The sequence below is a fragment of the Plantibacter flavus genome (assembly GCF_900177615.1).
Lineage (GTDB): Bacteria > Actinomycetota > Actinomycetes > Actinomycetales > Microbacteriaceae > Plantibacter > Plantibacter flavus.
Map to the genome: position 1 here is coordinate 183,693 of NZ_FXAP01000001.1, position 21,723 is coordinate 205,415.

The 21,723-nt window shown below is 68.0% G+C and carries 19 protein-coding genes; 12 read left to right on the forward strand and 7 right to left on the reverse strand.

What is annotated here, in order from left to right:
* The first annotated feature begins 61 nt into the window (after window positions 1–61).
* Entirely contained in the window at window positions 62–937 is an 876-nt protein-coding gene (locus B9Y95_RS20210; RefSeq protein ID WP_123539687.1) for a DUF4190 domain-containing protein, read from the forward strand.
* Between the two features lie 38 nt (window positions 938–975).
* On the opposite strand, the gene B9Y95_RS00875 is transcribed toward B9Y95_RS20210, so the two are convergent.
* On the reverse strand, window positions 976–2,181 hold the full coding sequence (locus B9Y95_RS00875; RefSeq protein ID WP_085510262.1) for a class I SAM-dependent methyltransferase: 1,206 nt from the start codon (window positions 2,179–2,181) through the stop codon (window positions 976–978).
* 158 nt (window positions 2,182–2,339) lie between these two features.
* On the opposite strand from B9Y95_RS00875, the gene groES reads away from it, so the two are divergent.
* The 3 genes from groES (at window position 2,340) to B9Y95_RS00890 (ending at window position 5,235) form a co-directional block, all read left to right on the forward strand.
* Window positions 2,340–2,636, forward strand: a complete 297-nt coding sequence (groES, locus tag B9Y95_RS00880) for a co-chaperone GroES (protein WP_056008047.1) — start codon at window positions 2,340–2,342, stop codon at window positions 2,634–2,636.
* Window positions 2,637–2,831: 195 nt separating this feature from the next.
* Entirely contained in the window at window positions 2,832–3,770 is a 939-nt protein-coding gene (gene rarD, locus B9Y95_RS00885; protein ID WP_085511012.1) for an EamA family transporter RarD, read from the forward strand.
* 187 nt (window positions 3,771–3,957) lie between these two features.
* The gene (locus B9Y95_RS00890; RefSeq protein ID WP_079001731.1) at window positions 3,958–5,235 is read left to right on the forward strand and encodes an ABC transporter substrate-binding protein; all 1,278 of its coding nucleotides are present in this window, start codon (window positions 3,958–3,960) and stop codon (window positions 5,233–5,235) included.
* Window positions 5,236–5,575: 340 nt separating this feature from the next.
* On the opposite strand, the gene B9Y95_RS00895 is transcribed toward B9Y95_RS00890, so the two are convergent.
* The 5 genes from B9Y95_RS00895 to B9Y95_RS00915 form a co-directional block, all read right to left on the reverse strand.
* Window positions 5,576–6,520, reverse strand: a complete 945-nt coding sequence (locus tag B9Y95_RS00895; RefSeq protein ID WP_143736289.1) for a hypothetical protein — start codon at window positions 6,518–6,520, stop codon at window positions 5,576–5,578.
* A 478-nt stretch (window positions 6,521–6,998) separates the two neighbouring features.
* Window positions 6,999–7,775: an ABC transporter ATP-binding protein gene (locus B9Y95_RS00900; RefSeq protein ID WP_085510264.1), complete on the reverse strand. Its 777-nt coding sequence runs from the start codon at window positions 7,773–7,775 to the stop codon at window positions 6,999–7,001.
* On the reverse strand, window positions 7,772–8,743 hold the full coding sequence (locus tag B9Y95_RS00905; protein ID WP_064296668.1) for an ABC transporter ATP-binding protein: 972 nt from the start codon (window positions 8,741–8,743) through the stop codon (window positions 7,772–7,774). The genes B9Y95_RS00900 and B9Y95_RS00905 overlap by 4 nt, the downstream gene beginning before the upstream one ends.
* The gene (locus B9Y95_RS00910; protein ID WP_079705278.1) at window positions 8,733–9,713 is read right to left on the reverse strand and encodes a branched-chain amino acid ABC transporter permease; all 981 of its coding nucleotides are present in this window, start codon (window positions 9,711–9,713) and stop codon (window positions 8,733–8,735) included. The genes B9Y95_RS00905 and B9Y95_RS00910 overlap by 11 nt, the downstream gene beginning before the upstream one ends.
* Before the next feature lie 10 nt (window positions 9,714–9,723).
* Window positions 9,724–10,941 (reverse strand): branched-chain amino acid ABC transporter permease, encoded by a 1,218-nt coding sequence (locus tag B9Y95_RS00915; protein WP_064296746.1) that lies wholly within the window; start codon window positions 10,939–10,941, stop codon window positions 9,724–9,726.
* Window positions 10,942–11,256: 315 nt separating this feature from the next.
* Here B9Y95_RS00915 and guaB point away from each other — a divergent pair, with 315 nt between their 5' ends.
* Window positions 11,257–12,759 (forward strand): IMP dehydrogenase, encoded by a 1,503-nt coding sequence (gene guaB, locus B9Y95_RS00920; RefSeq protein WP_085510265.1) that lies wholly within the window; start codon window positions 11,257–11,259, stop codon window positions 12,757–12,759.
* 279 nt (window positions 12,760–13,038) lie between these two features.
* Here guaB and B9Y95_RS00925 read toward each other — a convergent pair whose 3' ends face one another.
* Entirely contained in the window at window positions 13,039–13,584 is a 546-nt protein-coding gene (locus B9Y95_RS00925; RefSeq protein WP_133059996.1) for a hypothetical protein, read from the reverse strand.
* Window positions 13,585–13,724: 140 nt separating this feature from the next.
* Here B9Y95_RS00925 and B9Y95_RS00930 point away from each other — a divergent pair, with 140 nt between their 5' ends.
* The 7 genes from B9Y95_RS00930 to guaA all read left to right on the forward strand — a co-directional run bounded on the left by B9Y95_RS00930 (window position 13,725) and on the right by guaA (window position 21,656).
* A complete protein-coding gene (locus B9Y95_RS00930) occupies window positions 13,725–14,843 on the forward strand; it encodes a GuaB3 family IMP dehydrogenase-related protein (protein WP_085510266.1) in 1,119 nt (372 codons plus the stop codon).
* A gap of 140 nt (window positions 14,844–14,983) precedes the next feature.
* Window positions 14,984–16,717, forward strand: coding sequence for a glycerol-3-phosphate dehydrogenase/oxidase (locus B9Y95_RS00935; RefSeq protein WP_085510267.1), 1,734 nt, complete (start codon window positions 14,984–14,986; stop codon window positions 16,715–16,717).
* A gap of 109 nt (window positions 16,718–16,826) precedes the next feature.
* Window positions 16,827–17,354, forward strand: coding sequence for a cation:proton antiporter regulatory subunit (locus B9Y95_RS00940; protein WP_056008027.1), 528 nt, complete (start codon window positions 16,827–16,829; stop codon window positions 17,352–17,354).
* Window positions 17,355–17,356: 2 nt separating this feature from the next.
* A complete protein-coding gene (locus B9Y95_RS00945; RefSeq protein WP_085510268.1) occupies window positions 17,357–18,733 on the forward strand; it encodes a cation:proton antiporter in 1,377 nt (458 codons plus the stop codon).
* Window positions 18,734–18,797: 64 nt separating this feature from the next.
* Entirely contained in the window at window positions 18,798–19,574 is a 777-nt protein-coding gene (locus tag B9Y95_RS00950) for an SURF1 family protein (RefSeq protein ID WP_085510269.1), read from the forward strand.
* A gap of 37 nt (window positions 19,575–19,611) precedes the next feature.
* Window positions 19,612–20,055: a DUF3817 domain-containing protein gene (locus B9Y95_RS00955; RefSeq protein ID WP_056778703.1), complete on the forward strand. Its 444-nt coding sequence runs from the start codon at window positions 19,612–19,614 to the stop codon at window positions 20,053–20,055.
* A complete protein-coding gene (guaA, locus tag B9Y95_RS00960) occupies window positions 20,052–21,656 on the forward strand; it encodes a glutamine-hydrolyzing GMP synthase (RefSeq protein WP_085510270.1) in 1,605 nt (534 codons plus the stop codon). The genes B9Y95_RS00955 and guaA overlap by 4 nt, the downstream gene beginning before the upstream one ends.
* Window positions 21,657–21,723 lie beyond the last annotated feature (67 nt).

Sequence of the window (21,723 nt, forward strand, 5' to 3'; positions counted from 1 at the left end):
GGTGCGCGGACGTCGGCGCATAGGATGGGCCGGTACCCGGTCACGGATCGAAGGAGCGGCGATGGATCAGCACGAGCACCCCGACGGACGACCTCCGCACCTGGACGGTGCGGCGGACGGGCAGTCACGCCCGCCGCAGGCCGAGCAGCCGAACGGGCAGCCGCAGCAGCCGTGGGGGCAGCAGCCCCAGCCCCTGGCCCCGCAGCCCTGGTCGCCGTACCAGCCGCCACAGCCGTCTCCGCAGGCCGGTGTCGCGCCGCAAGGCCCGCAGCAGCCGTACCCACCCCAGCCGCAGGGCCAGCAGCCGTACCAGCCGCAGGGCCAGGGCCAGCCGCAGCCCTACCAGCCCCAGCCGCAGGGCCAGGGGCAGCAGCAGCCCCACCAGCCCCAGCCGCAGGGCCAGGGCCAGCAGCAGCCCTACCAGCCCCAGCTGCAGGGCCAACAGCCGTACCAGCCCCAGGGTCAGGCCTCCCCGCCGCCCACGGACTGGCAGAGCGGCTCCGGCGCACCCGTCACACCGCCGACGCGCCCTGCCCAGCAGGGGTCGTCCCCCTCGGCGCCTCCGGCGGGCTGGCAGGGCGATCACGCGACCTATCTCCAGACGGTGCCGACGGCGGTCTACCAGGCACCGAGCCAGGGAGGCTACGCCGCGTACCAGCAGTCCCAGACGCAGGCCCCTGCCGCTTCGACCGGGACCTCGCGGAGCACCTGGTCGCTCATCACCGGTGTCGTCGGGCTCGTCGTGTCGGTCTTCGTCGGCTGGGGTTTCCCCCTCTCGATCGCCGCGATCGTGCTCGGGTTCGGCGCCAGGCGTCGCGAGCCGCAGGGCCGAGGGCGCGCCCTCACCGGCCTCGTGACCGGCTTCATCGGCCTCGCTTGCTCGGTCGGCTGGCTCGCCTACAGCGTCGTCGTGATCATCGGGTACGTCTCCACCTGACCCTCTGCGGGCGCTGCGGCCCGGCGGACGCCGTCGGGTCAGGCGTCGGCGGCCGGCGTCACCCGTTCGACGAGCAGCGCACTGTGCTTGCCGGCGATCCTCGTGAGGATGATCGTCGCTGAGCCGTCGCCCTTGAGCGAGAGGCGCTTCCGGAACGCCGCGGGGTCGACGTCGACGCCGCGTTTCTTGATCTCGAGGACGCCGATCCCACGATCACGCATCGTGCGTTTGAGGACCTTCTCGTCCATCGGCAGCCGTTCGAGCACCCGGAAGGTCGTGGCGAACGGCGAGCTCGTCGCCGTGTCGGAGGTCAGGTAGGCGATGCCCTGGCCGAGCATGCCGGCCTCCAACCGGATGGCGAGGTCGCCGATGAGTCGGGCCCGGATCACGGATCCGTCGGGTTCGTGCACGTAGTCGCCGAGCTCCCGCACGGGGGCGTCGTCGGCGTCGGCCTCGGCGTGCAACTCGTGGTGGACGCCGTCTGCAAGGAGGAGTGCGGACCGTCGGACGTCCGGACGGGCCAGCGGGCCGAGCCAGAGCGCCATCTCGACGAGCTGTCCGTCGACCGACACCCACTGCGCCTCGGCGTCGTCGGGGATGAGGGAGCGGTCGAATCCGGGCCCGAGCTTGACGCCTGTGGGCAGGCGGGCCGCCGCACCGAAGACCAGGTCGAGGGACGGGGTGTAGTCGGCGGCACTCGACAGCCGCGAGGTGTCGGCGTGTCCTGCGGTGCGCCGCGCGGGATCGAACCAGACCGCGTCGAAGTCGTCGAGGGAGACCTCCTCGGCGGCGGCGTTCCGCACGGTCGCCGTGGGGAACGGAGCGAGGTTGTAGCTGGCGATGGCGGCGGTGACCTCGTCGATGTCGACCGCCGTGACCTCCAGGTCGAGCGAGGCCATGGCCATCGAGTCGGCGCCGATGCCGCTGCCGAGGTCGGCGATCCGCGTGAGGCCGGCCCGGGCGAACCGCCCGGCGTGCAATGCGGCGACGGGAAGGCGCGTGGCCTGTTCGAGCCCGGCGTCGGTGAACAGCATGCGGCCGGCGAACGGTCCGAACTTCGCGACGGCCTTCTGCCTGAGCCGCGACTGCGTGAGGACCGCCGCGACCAGCTCGGGGGAGTGGCCCTCCTTGCGCAGGCGCCCGACCAGTCGGACGGCATCGTCCTTCGTCGGGTAGGGCGGCAGGGAGTCGAGGAGCCTGAGGCCGTCTGCCGTGAGGAGTTCGACGAGTTCCGAACGGTCCATGGTCAGCGGGCCTCGGGCGGAGCTGGATGCATCCGGCAACGGTAGCAGTCGCTGATTGGCACTCGCATTGCATGAGTGCCAGAAGATGCCTACACTGGAATCAGCACTCTCGCAGTGTGAGTGCTAACCACGTCTTCGTTTCAAGAAAGAGGTCAACCGTGTCGGTCTCCATCAAGCCGCTCGAGGATCGCATCGTCATCAAGCAGGTCGAGGCAGAGCAGACCACCGCTTCCGGTCTGGTCATCCCCGACACCGCCAAGGAGAAGCCCCAGGAGGGCGAGGTCGTGGCGGTCGGACCCGGTCGCATCGACGACAACGGCAACCGCGTCCCGCTCGACGTCGCCGTCGGCGACAAGGTGATCTACTCCAAGTACGGTGGCACCGAGGTCAAGTACGCCGGCGAGGACTACCTCGTCCTGTCCGCGCGCGACGTCCTCGCAGTCGTCGTCCGCTAGTCACCAGCGCACGGATCCGGCGGCCCAGGCCGCTCAACAGCCCGAATGGCATTCGCCGTTCGGGCTGTGTCCGTTTCCGGAGGGTGTCGCGGGGAGTCGCGGGTCTAGCCTGGACCAGTGCAGAACCCCAGCGATCCAGCCGACGTCGACCTCCACCCCGTCACCGTCGACGGCGGCGGGGATCGACGTGCGAGTGTGGCCGTACCCCAGCAGGGGAGCCGGTCTGGACTGCTCTCGGCGGTCGCCGCCTACTGCCTCTGGGGAGCGCTCCCGCTCTACTTCATCGCCCTCGCGCCGGCCGGGGCCTTCGAGGTGGTGGCATGGCGGATCCTCTTCTCCCTCGTCTTCTGTGCCGTCCTCATCCTGGCGACCCGTTCCTGGCGCCGGCTGTTCGGCATCCTCCGCCAGCGCCGCATCGTCCTGACGATGGGCCTCGCCGGGGCGCTCATCTACGTCAACTGGCAGACCTACGTCTACGGTGCGCTCAACGGTCAGGTGGTCGAGGCGTCGCTCGGGTACTTCATCAACCCGATCGTGACCGTCTTCCTCGGCGTCTTCTTCCTCCGTGAGCGGTTGCGTCCGGCTCAGTGGGCCGCGGTGGTCGTGAGCGTGATCGCGGTCCTGGTCCTCGCGATCGGGCACGGCAGCGTCCCCTGGATCGCCCTCATCCTGGCTTTCTCGTTCGGCCTCTACGGCTACATCAAGAAACTCGTGGGCGGTTCGGTCGACGCCGTGTCCGGGTTGACGCTCGAGACCGTGTGGTTGATGCCGGTCGCGGTCGCCCAGCTCATCGCGGTCGGCGTGACCGGTGGGCTGACCATCGGCACCGTGGGCGTCGGGCACGCCCTGCTGCTCGTCGGCGCCGGTGTCATCACCGCCGTCCCACTCCTGCTGTTCGCGGCGGCGGCCCGCCGCCTCCCGCTCACCTGGATGGGGTTCATCCAGTACTTCGCACCGATCATCCAGTTCGTCGTGGGTGTCGCGGTCCTGCACGAGGCGATGCCGCCGGAGCGCTGGTTGGGCTTCGGTCTCGTGTGGCTGGCGCTCGCGATCCTCACCGTCGACATGCTCGTCGCCTCCACCCGGGGTCGCCGGGCCGCCGGGGCCGAACGGCGCCGCTCGACGAGGGTCTGAACAGCGGATTCCAGCGCTGATCGCGCGACCACTGCAGGAAAAACGCGAAACAGGCCCTCCTGAGGTAACGATTTGGTCGTGTTACACGCTTGTAACGTCAACGACATTGTCCAGCGCACGTGCAGCGGATAACTTGACTCAACGGCAGCCCCTGGAGCTGCCACTCTTCTGACAAGCAAGGAGTACCATGAGCGTCTTTTCGAAGGCCACGGCCGCTCGCTCCCGCCCACGTTCCATCGTTCTCGGTGGTATCGCACTGATCGGAGCCAGCGCGCTGGTTCTGAGCGGTTGCGCCTCAAGTGGTAGCGGCGACAGCGGCAGCAGCAGCAAGCCTGCTGGCGACCTGACCCTGAAGCTCGGCACGGCGTTGCCGCAGACCGGTAACCTCGCGTTCCTCGGCCCGCCCGAGGAGGCCGGTGTCGGTCTCGCGGTCAAGGAGGTCAACGACGCCGACCTCGGCATCAAGATCGACCTGACGCTCGGCGACTCCGGTGACTCCGACAACAAGGCGTACGCGACCGAGGTCCCCCGTCTCCTCTCCGAGGGCGTCACGGCCATCATCGGTGCAGCGTCCTCGGGTGTGTCGAAGCTCTTCATCGACGAGGTCACCGGCGCAGGCGTCATCCAGTTCTCCCCGGCGAACACCTCCGCGGACTTCACGACGTGGGACGACAACGGTCTCTACTGGCGGACGGCGCCGTCCGACGTGCTGCAGGGCGAGGTCCTCGGGAACCTGATCGCGGAGGACGGCAACGCCACCCTCGGCATCATCTACCTGAACGACTCGTACGGCACCGGTCTCGCGAAGTTCACCAAGGAAGCGTTCGAGAGCGCCGGTGGTGAAGTGGTCGCCGAGCAGTCGTACAACACCGGCGACACCTCGTTCGACGCGCAGATCAGCGCGGTCAAGGCGGAGAACCCCGACGCGATCGCGATCATCGCGTTCGAGGAGACCAAGACGATCGTCCCCGGTCTCGCGGGCTTCCCGTCGGACAAGCTCTACTTCGTGGACGGCAACCTCGCCGACTACAGCGCGGACTTCGCTCCGGGCACCCTGACGGGCGCCAAGGGCACGCTGCCCGGTCTCGACACCGCGAAGCTCGGTGACTTCACCGACCGCCTCCAGGCGTTCGTGAAGGACGAGGGCGGCGAGCCGCTGAAGGACTACAGCTACGCGGCTGAATCCTACGACGCCGTCATCCTGCTCGCCCTCGCGGCGCTGCAGGCCGGTTCGACCGAGGGTGCCGACATGGCAGCCGAGCTCCAGTCCGTGTCCGGTGGTAAGGACAAGGGCGAGAAGGTGACCACCTTCGAAGAGGGTGCGAAGGCCATCGCCGACGGCAAGAAGATCGACTACGACGGCAACTCCGGTCCGATCACGTTCGACGAGAACGGTGACCCGACCGAGGCGACCATCGGTATCTACCAGTACGGTGACGACAACAAGTACACCCGCACCAACTAGTCGCCCATGCGACTGACGAGGCCCCGGAGTGATCCGGGGCCTTCGTCGTGCCCGGCCGCAGATGCACCCCGCGGGTGGTGTGCCGTGTGTGGTGACGCCAGCGCGGTGCGCTGACGCGAGCGCGGGCCCAGCGCGTGGGCGCGGGTCTCCGGAGACCCGCGCCCACGCGCCTGGGTCGCGCTCACGCCGATTCCGAGCCCAGGCGGCACAGCGGGGCGCGCTCACGCCGGCGCACCGCGCTGGCGACGGGAGGGGCTCCTGCCAGCGCACCGCGCTGACGGAGGGTGCGGTGCGGTCACGTCGGCGCACCGCGCTGACAGCGACCAGTTGGGCGCCCGGGTCAACGGAACGCGCGTTGCAGCCCCGCGCGCTCGAGCTTCGCGGCGAGCCGGCTCGGATGGATGAGGTCCTCCCAGGTGGCGCGGACGACGGTGTACCCGAGCGCGCGTAGTCGGTCCTCCCGATGCTTCTCCGCCAGGACGATGTCGGCCACGTCCCGTCCCTGCGTGAACTCCTCCCGCACATACTTCTGGCGGCCGTCGAGTTCGAGGATGATGCGCTCGTCCGGCCAGACCGCATCGACCACACCGACTGGTCCGTCCGCGTCGGAGAAGGCCTGCTGCAGCACCGGCAGGGCGAAGCCGAGCTGCGCGATCACGACCCGCATCTTCGATTCGCCACCGTTCGCGGCGAGTGGGTCCGCGAACTCGATCGCAAAGCGCACCTGGCGCCCTCCCCGACGGCCCGGCAGATCTCGTGCGAGCGAGCGGAGCGCCGTCTCGTCGGTGAGCTTGAGCCGGAGGGCAGCGTCAGCGACGGCGACGGCGTCCTCGAGGCGGGCGATCCGAGCGAGATCGACAACGGTCCGAGCCGGGTCCGTGACCGCGAGCCCGTGCCGCATCCGTCGAGCGACCGAGCCCTGTGTCGTGTGACGGATGATGCCGGGTGCCGAACGCCCTCCGCGATCGCCGCTCGTCAGCGTGTGCACCTCGGGAGGCCACGGACCCACGATCGGGAGTCCCCACAACCGCGCCGCCGAATAGTGGCTGAACAATGCGTCCTTCCGGAGCGCGACGGCCGCCGCATCGATCCGGACCCGGTAGCGGTCATCGGGGGACAGCGAACTCCATATCGGTTCAGGGACGTAGATGCCCTTCCGCAGACGCACCAGGTCGCCGTCGCGGTGGGCGGCGCTCACCAGACGTTCGGCTCCGACCCGACGTGCGTCGCGGACGAGGAGGAGTCCGTTCGGGCGGAGGAGCAGGTTGAGATCGAAGGATTCCATCGCCTCACCGTGCCCGTTCGCCTCCGCCGTCACCTCGTGTCGTGGAGAGGATGTGGAGAACTGCGCCCGTCCAGCCTGCGGTGGAGCGAGGGTGGAGTGGCACCCAGCGCGGTGCGCTGACGCCAGCGCGGGTCGTCGGCCTCAGCGAGGGTCGCTGTGCCGCGAGGGCGGGGAATCGGCGTGAGCGCGGCTCCAGCGCGTGAGCGCGCGCCTCCGGAGGCCCGCGCTCACGCGCCAGGACCGCGCCCGCGTCAGCGCACCGCGCTGGCGAAAGGAGGAGGGAGAAATGCACAACTCCTCCGTCCCCGTCTCAGGAGGCCGTCTTGGTACGACGGTGCCCCTCGGGGGAGGGAGGAGTTGTGGTTCGTTCACCGGTCGGGATCCGGTGGCTTCTGGCCCGTCGCTCGGCACACAGCCGGGACAGGCATGTTCGAGGGTACCGAAGTACCCGCCGACCCGCGAGTGGGGATCGCCCTGATCAATCCTCGTCCTGGCCGAGCGTGCCCAGGTAGAGGCCGATCACCTTGTCATCCGAGAGGAGCTCGCGGCCCGTCCCGGTGTAGGCGTCACGACCCTGGTCGAGCACGTACCCGCGGTCGCAGATCTGCAGACAGCGACGTGCGTTCTGCTCCACCATGATCGTGGTGACGCCGGCCTTGTTGATGTCCGAGACCCGGATGAACGCGTCGTCCTGACGCACGGGCGACAATCCCGCGGACGGCTCGTCGAGGAGCAGCACGTGCGGATCCATCATGAGGGCCCGCGACATCGCGACCATCTGGCGCTCACCACCCGACAACGAACCGGCGCGCTGCTTGAGCCGCTTGCCGAGTTCGCTGAAGATCCCGGTGACGAACTCGAGGCGTTCGTTGTACTGCTTCGGCTTCTGGAACAGTCCCATCTTGAGGTTGTCCTCGATGGAGAGGCTCGGGAACACGTTGTTCGTCTGCGGGACGAACCCGACGCCGCGCGCCACGAGCTTGTTCGCCCGGAGCCCCGTGATGTCCTCGCCGTTCAGCAGCACCTGCCCGCTGCGAACCTTCACCTGTCCGAAGATCGCTTTCAACAGCGTCGACTTCCCCGCACCGTTCGGTCCGATGATGCCGATGAGCTCGCCCTTCCGGGCGGTCAGGTTGGCACTGTTCAGGATGTTCACGCCGGGGAGGTACCCGGCGGTCAGATCGGTGACCTCCACGACCATCTCGGCGGTCTTGACCGCGGTGCCGCCGACCGGCACACCCTTCACGTCGCTCATTTCCGCTCCTCCTCGGGCTCGGCACCAGCCGCGAGCCGTTCGTCCTCGATCTCGGCGAGCAGCTCCTCGGCCGCAGCGCTGTCCTCTCCGGCGATCCTGCCGGTCACGACCCCGAGGTCGACGTCCTGGTGGCTCCCGAGGTAGGCGTCGATGACGGCGGGGTCCTCCATGACGGTGTCGGGCGGACCCTCGGCGACGACGCGACCCTCGGCCATGACGACCACCCAGTCGGCGATGTGCCGGACCATCTGCATGTCGTGCTCGACGAACAGCACGGTCATGCCCTCGTCCTTCAACGCCAGGATGTGGTCGAGCAGGGACTGCGTGAGCGCCGGGTTGACGCCGGCCATCGGCTCGTCGAGCATGACGAGCTTCGGGTCGCTCATGAGCGCCCGCGCCATCTCGAGGAGCTTCCGCTGCCCACCGGAGAGGCTGGCGGCGTAGTCGTCACGCTTCGTGTCGAGCTTGAAGCGGCGCAGGAGGTCCATCGCCTTGACCTCGAGGTCCTCCTCCTGCTTCCGCCAGAGCGGCTTCACCAGGCTGGAGAAGATGCCCTCGCCGGTCTGGCCGGTCGCGCCGAGCTTCATGTTCTCGAGCACCGTGAGCAGGCCGAGCGCCTTCGTCAACTGGAAGGTCCGGACCTGACCCATGCGGGCGACCTTGAACGCCGGGACGCCCCCGAGGCTCTTGCCGTCGAAGTTCCATGTCCCGGTGTTCGGCTTGTCGAAGCCCGTCAGCAGGTTGAACAGCGTGGTCTTACCGGCACCGTTCGGGCCGATGAGGGCGGTGATCGCGTTGCGTGGCACCTCCAGGTGCTCCACGTTCACCGCCTGCAGGCCGCCGAAGGTCCGGGTGACCTGGTCCGCGATGAGGATCGGGTCGACCTTCTTGACGCCCGGGACGATCTCGCCGACGTGGAGGCCGGTGGTCTTGACCGGTCGCGAGGTGGGTGAGCTGTTACTTGACAAAGGTCAGCTCCTTCTTGTTTCCGAGGATGCCTTGCGGCCTGAAGATGACGATCAGCATGAGCGCGACACCGACCAGCACGTAGCGGAGCGTCGACGCCTGCGTCGAGCTCATGAACGGCAGGACGTCCGCCTTCACGAGCGCCGGGAGGACGTTCGAGAGGAACGCCATGATCACCCAGAAGATCACCGAACCGAGCAGCGGCCCGAAGACCGTCGCGGCCCCTCCGAGGAGGAGGATCGTCCAGATGAAGAACGTGAGACTCGTGACGTACACGCTCGGCACGACCGCGGAGGGGAGTGCCAGCACCACCCCGCCGAGTGCGCCGAAGACACCACCGACGACGAGCGCCTGCATCTTGTAGGCGAACACGTTCTTGCCGAGGGCGCGCACGGCGTCCTCGTCCTCGCGGATGCCCTTCAGCACGCGGCCCCACGGGCTGCGCATGAGGAGGAACACGAGGAGTGCGGCGACGGCGAGCAGCAGGATGCCGAAGATGCGGACCCACCACTGGTTCGCGTTGAGCTCCCACGGGCCGAAGCCGTAGATGCCCTCCGGGATCGGGTTCGCGGCCCGGAACCCGGCGTGGTAGTTGCCGAGTCCGTCCGCCGAGTTGGTGAACTCGTCGAAGACCTGCGTGGTGAAGAGGAGTCGGACGATCTCGGCCGCCGCGATGGTGACGATGGCCAGATAGTCCGCCCGCAGTCGCAGGGTCGGGATGCCGAGGATGAAGGCGAAGACCACCGAGGCCAGACAGCCGACGATGATGCCCGCCCACCACGGGAGGTCGAAGCTCAGGATCGAGATGGCGTAGCCGTAGGCGCCGAGTGCCATGAACCCCGCCATACCGAAGTTCAACAGACCGCCGTAGCCGAAGTGCACGGCCAAGCCGAGTGCTGCGAGCGCGTACGCGATCGTCTCCGGGCTGATGACCCAAGCGAGCGTGTTCGAGAGAATGCTTCCCCAGTCCATGCGCGTGCCCCTAACCGATTCTCTCGCGACGTCCGAGGATGCCCTGCGGTCTCACGAGGAGCACCGCGATGAGCACCACGAGGGCGCCGACGTACTTGATGTCAGACGGGATCCAGAGCGTCGAGACCTCGACGAGGATGCCGATGATGAGGGCGCCGACCATGGCGCCGAAGGCGGTTCCGAGCCCGCCGAGGGTGATGGCCGCGAAGATGAGCAGGAGCAGCTGCGCTCCCATGTCCCACTTGATTCCCGGTCGGAAGTACGCCCACAGGATGCCGGAGAGGCCGGCGAGGGTCGCTGCGAGGATCCAGACGATGCGGACCACTCGGTCGACGTCGATACCGCTGGCCGCGGCGAGGCTCGGGTTGTCCGAGATGGCTCGTGTCGCCTTGCCGGTCTTCGTCTTGATGAGCCACCAGGCCACGCCGAGGAGCACCACGACGCTGACCGCCATGCTGATCATGTCGGTGACGCTGAGTGAGACCGTGCCGAACAGCTTGATGTTCTCCTCTCCGGAACCGGGCAGCTGGAACGTCCCGCCGCCGATGAAGTAGAGGAACACGTAGCGGAGCGCCAGCGACAGGCCGATCGAGACGATCATGACCTGCACGATGCCGACGCCCTTGCGTCTCAAGGGTCTCCAGATGCCCGCGTCGAGCGCGAAGCCGAACGCGGCGCTCAGGGCGAGGGCGATGATGATGGCCAGCCAGATCGGCCATTGCAGGAACACCCCGAACACGAGCGCCATGATCGCGCCGAAGGTCACCATCTCCGCGTGGGCGAAGTTGCTGAGTCCGGTGGTGCCGAACACGAGGGAGGCTCCGATGGCGGCGAGGGCCAGCATGAGGCCGAAGTTCAGGCCGTTGACGAGTCGTTCGGCGAGTTGGTCCCAGAAGCTGACGGTGACGCGGACGCCCTCGCCGAGGAAGAAGTTCACGGACTTCGATTGGGTGAGACCGAACTCGGCCTCGATGGTCGAGCCGCCCTCGGCGACGATGACGCCCTTCGGGAGGGTCTCCTCGTCGAGCGTTACCTTGTACGTACCTTTCTCGGGGACGCCGATCTTCCACTTGCCGTCGGCGTCGGTGTCGACATCGGCCTTGTAGCCGTTGCCGTCGACCGTGATGTTCACGCCTTCGAGTGGTTTGTCGTCGTACTTGACGTTCCCAGCGAAGTAGAAGTCGTACTCCTCGCCCACCTCGTCAGCATGAGCCGGGACGGCGCTCATGACGGACGTGAGGGTGATGGCCCCGAACAACAGGGCGATGAGGAGCACGAATCTCCGTGCCAGTCTCGGGTTTCGGGTCGTTCCAGCGAACTTCACTGCACCTCCAGTGCCGGGCCACTTCCGTGGACCGTTCTCCTGCGTCGGACAACGCTGTTCGACGATAGAACCTGATTATTGCCTACATGTTTCGCCCATGCGTATTTCTCCGCATCGATTTGTCGGGATCGTGGAATAGGGGTAGGCCCTGCTCGGTTACGATGGTGATACCGGCAGGTCTGCGTTTCTCCGGTGTGTTCGTGGCTATGAGAGGGATAAATGGACCAGCCTGATCCGTTCGGATTCGTAGGACTCACGTATGACGATGTGCTGCTGCTGCCCGGGCACACCGACGTCATCCCGAGCGAGGCGGAGACCTCGTCCCGCCTGACGAAGCGGATCACCGTGAACACGCCGCTGCTGTCGAGCGCGATGGACACCGTGACCGAGGCCCGCATGGCGATCGCGATGGCTCGTGAGGGCGGCATCGGGGTCCTGCACCGCAACCTGTCGATCTCCGACCAGGCCGAACAGGTCGACCGCGTGAAGCGGAGCGAGTCGGGCATGATCACGAACCCGATCACCACCACGGCCGACGCCACCGTCGCCGAGGTCGACGAGCTGTGCGGCCAGTTCCGCATCTCGGGCCTCCCGGTCGTCGACGACAAGGGTGTGCTCGTCGGCATCATCACGAACCGCGACATGCGCTTCGTGTCTCCGTTCGAGAAGGCCACGACCCGCGTCAGCGAGGTCATGACGAGCACCGGTCTCGTGACCGCTCCCGTCGGCACCGACCGCAACGCGGTGATGGCGCTCCTCGCACAGCACCGCATCGAGAAGCTGCCCCTCATCGACGAGGCGGGCAAGCTCAAGGGCCTCATCACCGTCAAGGACTTCGACAAGAGCGAGAAGTACCCGCTGGCCACGAAGGACGACACCGGTCGTCTGCGGGTCGGTGCGGCCATCGGCTTCTTCGGCGACGCCTGGTCCCGTGCGGGCCAGCTGCTCGACGCCGGTGTCGACGTCATCGTGGTCGACACGGCCAACGGTGAGAGCGCCGGTGTGCTCGACATCATCCGCAAGCTCAAGGCCGACCCGGCGTTCGCCGGTGTCGACGTCATCGGCGGCAACGTCGCGACCCGCTCCGGCGCGCAGGCGCTCATCGAGGCCGGCGCGGACGCGATCAAGGTCGGCGTCGGTCCGGGTTCCATCTGCACCACGCGCGTCGTCGCGGGTGTCGGTGTCCCGCAGGTCACCGCGGTCTACGAAGCGTCGCTCGCGGCGCGCGAGGCGAACGTCCCGGTCATCGCCGATGGCGGTCTGCAGTACTCGGGCGACATCGCGAAGGCACTCGTCGCGGGTGCCGACACCGTCATGCTCGGCTCGCTCCTCGCCGGCACCGACGAGAGCCCCGGCGACCTCGTGTTCGTGGGTGGCAAGCAGTTCAAGAACTACCGCGGTATGGGATCGCTCGGAGCCATGCAGACGCGTGGCGAGAAGACCTCGTACTCGAAGGACCGCTACTTCCAGGCCGACGTCCCGAGCGACGACAAGCTGATCCCCGAGGGCATCGAGGGCCAGGTGCCCTACCGTGGCCCGGTGTCGGCCGTCGCGTACCAGCTCATCGGCGGGCTGCGTCAGTCGATGTTCTACGTCGGCGCGCGCAACATCGGCGAGCTGAAGGCCAAGGGCAAGTTCGTCCGCATCACCTCGGCGGGCCTCAAGGAGTCGCACCCCCACGACGTGCAGATCGTCGTCGAGGCGCCCAACTACCGCAAGTAGGCACCCGCACGAACACCGACGGTCCGGCAGGCTTCCGCCTGCCGGATCGTCGGCGTAGGTGTGGTCAGCGCATCCGACGCTTGTTCAGAGCGGTTAGCGTCACCCACATGACTAGGGCGAAGCCTCCGATCCACAGGGCGTATAGCAGGTAGCCATCGAGGCCGAATCCCAAACGGACCGCCGTCGTGCCACAGATGACGATCCCGACAATGGTGCTGGCGAGGACTGATTGGCGGACGCGTAGAGGTCGCTTAGGAGGAACGTTGTGGGTCTCAGGGCTCATACGTAGACGCAGCGGCCTTGGTTGCCGCCGATGTAGATCTTCATCTCTCGTCCTCCTTGGCAGATGCCGTTCGTCGCGAGAGCGGTGGATGCGACCAAGAGGATGGCTCCGAAGACGACGCACAGCGCGGCGCCGACCCCTGGGAGGAGGCACAACGCTCCTTGAAGGGCCATCGCGCCTCCACCGATGATGAGGCCTTGGTCGAAGGCATTGAACAGGACATAGATCCCACCGGAGTCCTGCCCTCCGCCGAGACGCGTGTCGGAAGGGCCTTGTCCCACCGAGAAGCTGAACCCGTTCTCGAATACGAATGTCTCGATCGTGTCCTCACCTACCTGCTGTGTGGTGAACGGGACTTGTGCTGCCTTCAACTCCTCGACGGCCAGTCGAAGCTGTTCGGGAGTGATCTCGGGCTGAGCTGATGTGCTCAGGGGCGTCGCGGTAACAGGTGGAGGAGCAGCGTTGGCTGTTGCCGGCGCAGCGAGAGCGACGACGACCGCCAGGATTGTTCCGAGACTGAAGGCCCGTGAAGTGGTGAGCATGACTTGGTATCCCCTTCTCTGATTGGTGCGCCGCGGTGCGAACCTGGTCGTTAATATAGATATTTTAGAATCAAACGTCCAGAGTGTTGACGGGATCCGGTGTTCGTCCACCAAGCGACCGGTAGGCTGGTGCGGTGAGCATGGATATTGAGATCGGCCGGTCAAAGCGCGCACGGCGCGCCTACGCGTTCGACGACATCGCCGTCGTCCCGTCGCGGCGGACCCGCGACCCACAGGACGTCTCGGTGTCCTGGTCGATCGACGCCTACCAGTTCGAGATCCCGGTGCTCGCGGCACCGATGGACTCCGTCGTCTCGCCGACGACCGCGATCATGATGGGCCAGCTCGGCGGCGTCGGCGTCCTCGACCTCGAGGGCCTCTGGACGCGGTACGAAGACCCCGAGCCGCTGCTCGCCGAGATCCGGTCGTTGCCGGTCGGCCGCGCGACCGTGCGCATGCAGGAGATCTACTCCGAGCCCATCAAACCCGAACTCGTCACGGCCCGGCTCGCCGAGATCCGCGCGGCCGGTGTCACCGTCGCCGCCGCCCTCTCGCCGCAGCGCACGCAGGAGCTCTACGAGACGGTCGTCGCCGCAGGGGTCGACCTCTTCGTCATCCGCGGCACCACCGTGTCCGCCGAGCACGTCTCCAAGAACCAGGAGCCGCTCAACCTCAAGAAGTTCATCTACGAACTCGACGTCCCCGTGATCGTCGGCGGCGCGGCCACCTACACCGCGGCCCTGCACCTCATGCGGACCGGGGCTGCCGGCGTCCTCGTCGGCTTCGGCGGCGGTGCCGCCTCCACCACGCGGGCCTCGCTCGGCATCCACGCCCCGATGGCGACCGCCGTGGCCGACGTCGCCGGTGCGCGTCGCGACTACCTCGACGAGTCCGGCGGCCGCTATGTGCACGTCATCGCCGACGGCGGTCTCGGGACCTCGGGCGACATCGTCAAGGCCGTCGCGATGGGTGCCGACGCCGTCATGCTCGGGACCGCATTGGCTCGCGCGACGGACGCACCCGGCGGTGGCTGGCACTGGGGTGCCGAGGCGCACCACCTGCACCTGCCGCGCGGTCGCCGGGTCGAGGTCGGCACCGTCGCGACCCTCGAGGAGATCCTCTACGGCCCGTCGCCGAAGTCGGACGGCACGGCCAACCTCATCGGCGCGCTCCGTCGCTCGATGGCCACCACCGGCTACTCCGACCTCAAGGAGTTCCAGCGGGTCGAGGTCGTCGTCGCGCCGTACCAGGGCGCCTAGCCCTGCCGGAAGCGAGCCGCTTCCGCAAGCGGTTGTCGGGTCGCATCGGGCCGACTAGCCTCTGAGGCAGAGCCTCGCGGACGAGCACCTGCCTCCGGCAGGATCATCGCGAGGGCGGTTCCAGCGAGCGGAGTTCGACGATGGCCACCACCCACAACAACGTGTCACGTTCCACCAAGCTGGGGATGGAGGAGCGCGACGCCGCGATCGAAGCGTTGAAGTCGAAAGAACTCGACATCCTCGTCGTCGGTGGTGGGATCGTGGGCACCGGTGCTGCGCTCGACGCCGTCACGCGCGGTCTGAGCACCGGTCTGCTCGAGGCGCGTGACTGGGCGAGCGGCACCTCGAGCCGGTCCTCGAAGCTCGTGCACGGCGGTATCCGCTACCTCGAACAACTCGACTTCCGACTCGTCCGGGAGGCGCTCATCGAGCGCGGGTTGCTGCTGCAGCGCATCGCGCCGCACCTGGTGAAGCCGGTCCGGTTCCTGTACCCGCTCAACAAGCCGGTCTTCGAGCGCCTCTACATCGGCGCCGGCATGCTGCTCTACGACCTCTTCAGCTGGAGCGGTGGCCGTCCACCCGGCGTCCCGCACCACCGCCACCTGTCCAAGCGTCAGGTCCTGACCTCGATCCCGAGCCTGAAGTCCGACGCGTTCGTCGGCGGACTCACCTACTACGACGCCCAGGTCGACGACGCCCGGTACGTCTCGTCACTCGCGCGGACGGCGTCGGCCTACGGCGCGCACGTCGCGAGCCGCGTACGGGTCGAGGGGTTCGTCAAGGTCGGCCAGCGCGTCGTGGGCGTCAAGGCGCACGACCTGCAGACCGACGAGCGCTTCGAGATCCGCGCCAAGCAGGTCGTCAACGCGACCGGGGTGTGGACCGACGACACGCAGTCGATGGTGGGGGAGCGGGGCCAGTTCAAGGTCCGGGCGTCGAAGGGCATCCACCTCGTCGTCCCGCGCGACCGCTTCCAGTCGAACATGGGCCTCCTGCTCCGCACGGAGAAGAGCGTCCTCTTCGTCATCCCGTGGGGCCGGCACTGGCTCATCGGCACGACCGACACGGACTGGCACCTCGACAAGGCGCACCCGGCGGCGACGGCGGCCGACATCGACTACCTGCTCGACCACGTCAACACGATCCTGGCCGTGCCGCTGACCCGGGAGGACGTCGAGGGCGTCTACGCCGGCCTCCGTCCGCTGCTGGCCGGCGAGTCGGAGCAGACGTCGAAGCTCTCTCGCGAGCACCTGGTCGCACACTCCGTGCCCGGTCTCGTGGTCATCGCCGGCGGCAAGTGGACGACCTACCGGGTCATGGCGAAGGACGCGATCGACGCCGCGGTGGACGCACTCGACGGCAAGATCCCGGCCAGCGCGACGGAGAACATCGCACTGCTCGGAGCCGAGGGATACCAGGCGGCCTGGAACAAGCGTGGCAAGATCGCGCGGGCCTTCGGGGTGCACACGGCTCGCATCGAGCACCTGCTGAACCGCTACGGCGTGCTGACGGACGAACTGCTCGACCTCATCAAGGAGGACCCGACGCTCGCCGAAGCGCTGCCGGGGGCGGACGACTACATCGGGGCGGAGGTCGTCTACGCGGCCTCCCACGAGGGTGCCCTCCACCTCGACGACGTCCTCGCCCGTCGGACCCGCATCTCCATCGAGGCCTGGGACCGCGGTGTCTCGGCCGCCCCGGTCGCGGCGAAGCTCATGGGTGGGGTCCTCGGGTGGGACGAAGAGCGCATCGAGAAGGAGGTCTCCTACTACCTGAAGCGCGTCGCCGCGGAGCGGGCTTCGCAGGAGCAGCCGAACGACGAGGCCGCCGACCGCGTGCGCCTGGAGGCCCCGGACATCGTTCCAGGGGCCTGAACCGGCGGTGATCGCCCGCAGCGGAACGGCTGCGGGCGCCTCGGGCGGGCGGGCCAGATGTGGCGGATAGACTAGGAGGACTGCCACAACAAGCCTGAGGAGTACAGCCATGGTGGATGTTCGGCGGGTCAAACTTCCCGGGGTCGGTGTGCTCCACACCTTCGTCACGGACGACGGCGGCAAGGTCGGCGTCATCGCCCACCGGTCCGGCCACAGCGACCTCATCACCTTCGCCGACCACGAGGACGGCGCCGATGCCGGTAAGGTGTCGCTCCGGCTCAACGAGGACGAGGCGCACACGCTGGCCGAACTCCTCGGTGGCACGCAGATCACCGAGTCGCTCAGCGCGCTCGATCAGATCCCCGGCCTCAGCATCGACTGGTTCACCGTCGACTACGAAGACCACATCGCCGGGCAGCCGCTCGGCAACCCCGCCGAGAAGGGCATGGTCGGGCTGACCGTCGTCGCCGTCGTGCGCGGCGACTCCGCCAACCCGGCCCCTGCGGCGGACTTCCGGGTCTTCCCGGGAGACACCCTCGTCGTCGCGGGCAGCCCCGAGAAGGTCGCCAAGGCCTTCGCCTACTTCCGTTCGGGCGCCGTCAAGAAGGTCGCCGTCGACGCTCCGCCCGGAGGGTAGGCATGCTGCACGCCGCGACCGACAACCCCCATCTCGGCCAGGATCTGCTCATCCTCGGCGTCCTGTTCGTCATCGCCTACATCCTCGGCCGCCTCGGCAAGCTGATCGGTCTCCCGTCGATCCCCGTCTACATGCTCGTCGGCCTGCTCGCGAGTCCGTACACGGGCTGGTTCCCGCTCGACTTCGCCAGCGCGCAGATCGAACTCATCGCCGTCTTCGGCCTCGTGCTCCTGCTGTTCAACCTCGGCCTGGAGTTCGATCAGGACGAGTTCTTCGGTAACGCCGGAAAGCTCATCGTTTCCGGCGGCTCCTACATCCTCGTCAACATGGCCGCCGGGCTGGTGTTCGGGTTCCTGGTCGGGTGGGGCACGCGGGAGGCGCTCATCATCGCCGGTATCACGGCGACGAGCTCGAGCGCCATCGTCACGAAGCTCCTCATCGAGCTCAAGCGGCTGACGAACGACGAGACGCCGATGATCCTGGGCGTCACCGTGGTGGAGGACATCTTCATCGCGATCTACCTCGCCATCGTCGGTGTCGTCCTGAGCGGCGAGACCGAGGTGTGGCCGGTCATCGGCAAGCTCGCGATCGCCTTCACGTTCATCCTCGTGATGTTCGCGATCGCGCGGTTCGGCGGGCGGTTCGTGTCGCGGCTGTTCCGCACCAAGGACGACGAGCTCTTCACGATCCTGTTCTTCGGTCTCGCGGTCGCGTTCGGCGGTATCGGCGAGCTCCTCGGGGTCACGGACGCGATCGGCGCGTTCCTCATCGGTCTGGTCCTCGGAGCCACTCGGTTCCGCAACAAGATCGAGCAGATCGCGATCCCGCTCCGCGATGTGTTCGGTGCGTTCTTCTTCCTGAACTTCGGCCTCGCGCTCGACGCGACGAAGTTCGGCAGCGTCCTCGTCCCGGTGCTCCTCGCCGTCCTCATGACGGTGGTCCTCAACGTCCTGGCGGGTCAGTTCGTCGCCTGGCTCAACGGACTCGGGCCGCAGGCAGGGATCAACGCCGCGGTCATCCTGCAGAATCGCGGCGAGTTCGCCCTCATCCTCGCGACGCTCTCGCTGAGCGCCGGTCTCAATCCGCTCATCCAACCGTTCGCCGGGCTATACGTGCTCATCATGGCTGTGATGGGCCCGATCGTCGCCGGTCGGTCCGAGCAGATCGGTGCCGTCATCCTGCGTCCGCGTCGCCGGAAGGCGCGTCGAGTGGAGCAGGTCGACACGACGGCGGAGGAGGCCATCGCGCTCGTCGAGGGTGCGGGCGACGACCAGGACACGACGCCCGTCGACACCGATCAAGCGGCCATCGACCGACTCGTCGAACAGGCGATGAACGACCAGGAACCACCAGCACGAAAGCGAGAGCCCGATTACTAGCACCGCCCCGTCGGCACCAGGCCCCGACAACCACGGACAGGTCCGTCCGACGCTCCGCTCCGTCATGTTGCGTCCCCGGTGGATCGGCGTCCTCGTCCTCTGTCTCGCCGTCGCCGGCGCGTTCGCCGCGCTGGGGCAGTGGCAGCTCGCACGCGCCATCGAATCCGGGCAGGTGGTGCCGACCGAGACCGAGTCGGTCCGGCCGCTCGCGGACGTCCTCGAGCCGGGTGTCGGCATCCGGGAGGCGGACGCCGGCCAGCGGGTGAGCGTCTCGGGCATGTGGGTGCCGGAGGACTACCTCGTGGTGGGCGACCGGGTGAACGACGGCACGCTCGGGTACTGGGTGACGGGCCACCTGGCGACCGACCGCCCGGACCAGGCCGGTCTCGCCGTCGCGCTCGGCTGGACGAAGGACCGCGAGACCGCCGACCGCGTCGCGGAGGCCCTGAACGCGGACGCCCCCACCGGCGCCGTCGAGCTCGAAGGGCGACTGAACCCGCCGGAGGGCCCGGAGGAGCCGGCAGCGGACGCGGCACCGACCGACCTCGACAACATGTCGGTCGCCGCACTGCTGAACCGGTGGAACGACGCCGACGGCCTGCGGGTGTTCAGCGCCTTCGTCGTGGACGACGTGGCCGTCGACGGACTCGAGCCCATCTCGTCACCCGCGCCCAGCCAGGAGATCCAGCTCAACTGGTTGAACATCTTCTACGCGGCCGAGTGGGTCGTCTTCGCGTGCTTCGCCGTGTTCCTCTGGTTCCGGCTCGCCAAGGACGCCTGGGAGCGCGAGATCGAGGAGCTCGAGGACGCCGAGGAGGAGGCCGCAGCGCTCCGTCCGTGATGTCCGGTCGCCTGGCGGCCGCGGGTAAGATGGGGGCATGCCCCTCCAGCCGAAACCGTCGACGTTTCCCGCGATCCGAGGCGCGCTGAAGTTCTACCAGGTGGCCGCCCCCATCACCGGTGTGCTGCTCCTGTCGCTCTGCGCCGAGATGCTCATGAAGTACGCGTTCGGCCTCGAGCTCGAGCTCGGCGGTGCTTACGGCTTCCTCGCCTTCGTGCCCTCCGGCACCGCCACCGCGGTCAACCTCAGCACGGGCATCCTCATCATCCACGGCTGGTTCTACGTCGTGTACCTGTTCGCCGCGTTCCGGCTCTGGAGCCTCATGCGGTGGAACGTCCTGCGTCTGCTCTGGCTCGCGCTCGGCGGCATCATCCCGTTCCTGTCCTTCTTCTTCGAGAGCCGCATCCCGCGGGAAGTGAAGGGCTACCTCTCCGGCCGCGAAGCAGCAGCGGCCGCCGAACCCGTGGAGTCCATGCAGTGAGTGAAACCACCCCCGCCGCCGCAGCGGAGCAGACCGCCGCCCGACCGGTCCTCGTCGTCGACTTCGGTGCGCAGTACGCGCAGCTGATCGCGCGTCGCGTCCGCGAAGCCGGCGTGTACTCCGAGATCGTGCCGCACACCGTGTCCGCCGCCGAGGTCGCCGCCAAGAACCCCGTCGGGATCGTGCTGTCCGGTGGTCCGTCCAGCGTGTACGAGCCGGGCGCTCCGTCGCTCGACGAGGGCATCCTCGAGCTCGGCGTCCCGACGTTCGGCATCTGCTACGGCTTCCAGGTCATGGCCAAGCAGCTCGGTGGAGAAGTCGCGCACACCGGTCTCCGGGAGTACGGCGCCACCGACGCGACCAGTGTCGTCGACGTCCCGGGAACCCTCCTGCACGGCGTCCCGACCGAGCAGAACGTCTGGATGAGCCACGGCGACTCCGTCTCGAAGGCCCCCGAGGGCTTCGAGGTCCTCGCCTCGACCGCCTCGACCCCGGTCGCCGCCTTCGCGAACGCGGAACGCGGCCTCTACGGCGTCCAGTGGCACCCTGAGGTCAAGCACTCCGCTTACGGTCAGCAGGTGCTCGAGAACTTCCTCCACCGGGCGGCGGGTATCCCGGCCGACTGGAACAGCGGCAACGTCATCGCCGAACAGGTCGACCGCATCCGCGCCCAGGTGGGCGACGCCAAGGTCATCTGTGGCCTCTCCGGCGGAGTCGACTCGGCCGTCGCCGCGGCGCTCGTGCACAAGGCCGTCGGCGACCAGCTCGTCTGCATCTTCGTCGACCACGGCCTGCTCCGGAAGGACGAGCGACGCCAGGTCGAGGAGGACTTCGTCGCCTCGACCGGCGTACGGCTGGTCACGGTCGACGCCCGCGAGCAGTTCATGTCTGCGCTCGCCGGCGTCAGCGACCCGGAGCAGAAGCGCAAGATCATCGGCCGCGAGTTCATCCGGTCCTTCGAACAGGCCGAGATCGACCTCGTCAAGGAGGCCCAGAGCGAGGGTGAGCCCATCCGCTTCCTCGTCCAGGGCACGCTGTACCCCGACGTCGTCGAGTCCGGTGGCGGATCCGGTACGGCCAACATCAAGAGCCACCACAACGTCGGCGGCCTGCCGGAAGACCTCCAGTTCGAACTCGTCGAGCCCCTTCGCACCCTGTTCAAGGACGAGGTCCGGGCGATCGGCCGCGAGCTGGGCCTCCCGGAGGAGATCGTCGGCCGTCAGCCGTTCCCCGGTCCCGGACTCGGTATCCGCATCGTCGGTGAGGTCACGGCCGAGCGTCTCGACCTCCTCCGCGACGCCGACGCGATCGTCCGCGAGGAATTGACCGCTGCGGGGCTCGACCAGGAGATCTGGCAGTGCCCCGTGGTCCTGCTGGCGGACGTCCGTTCCGTGGGCGTCCAAGGCGACGGCCGCACCTACGGCCACCCGATCGTGCTGCGACCGGTGTCGTCCGAAGACGCCATGACCGCCGACTGGACCCGCCTGCCGTACGACGTCCTCGCGCGCATCAGCAACCGCATCACCAACGAGGTGAAGGACGTCAACCGCGTCGTGCTCGACGTCACGTCGAAGCCACCGGGGACCATCGAGTGGGAGTGATCGCTCCCTGAGTCATCGGAAGGCCGTCCCGTTCGCGGGGCGGCCTTTCGTCGTCCGCGCCCTTCGA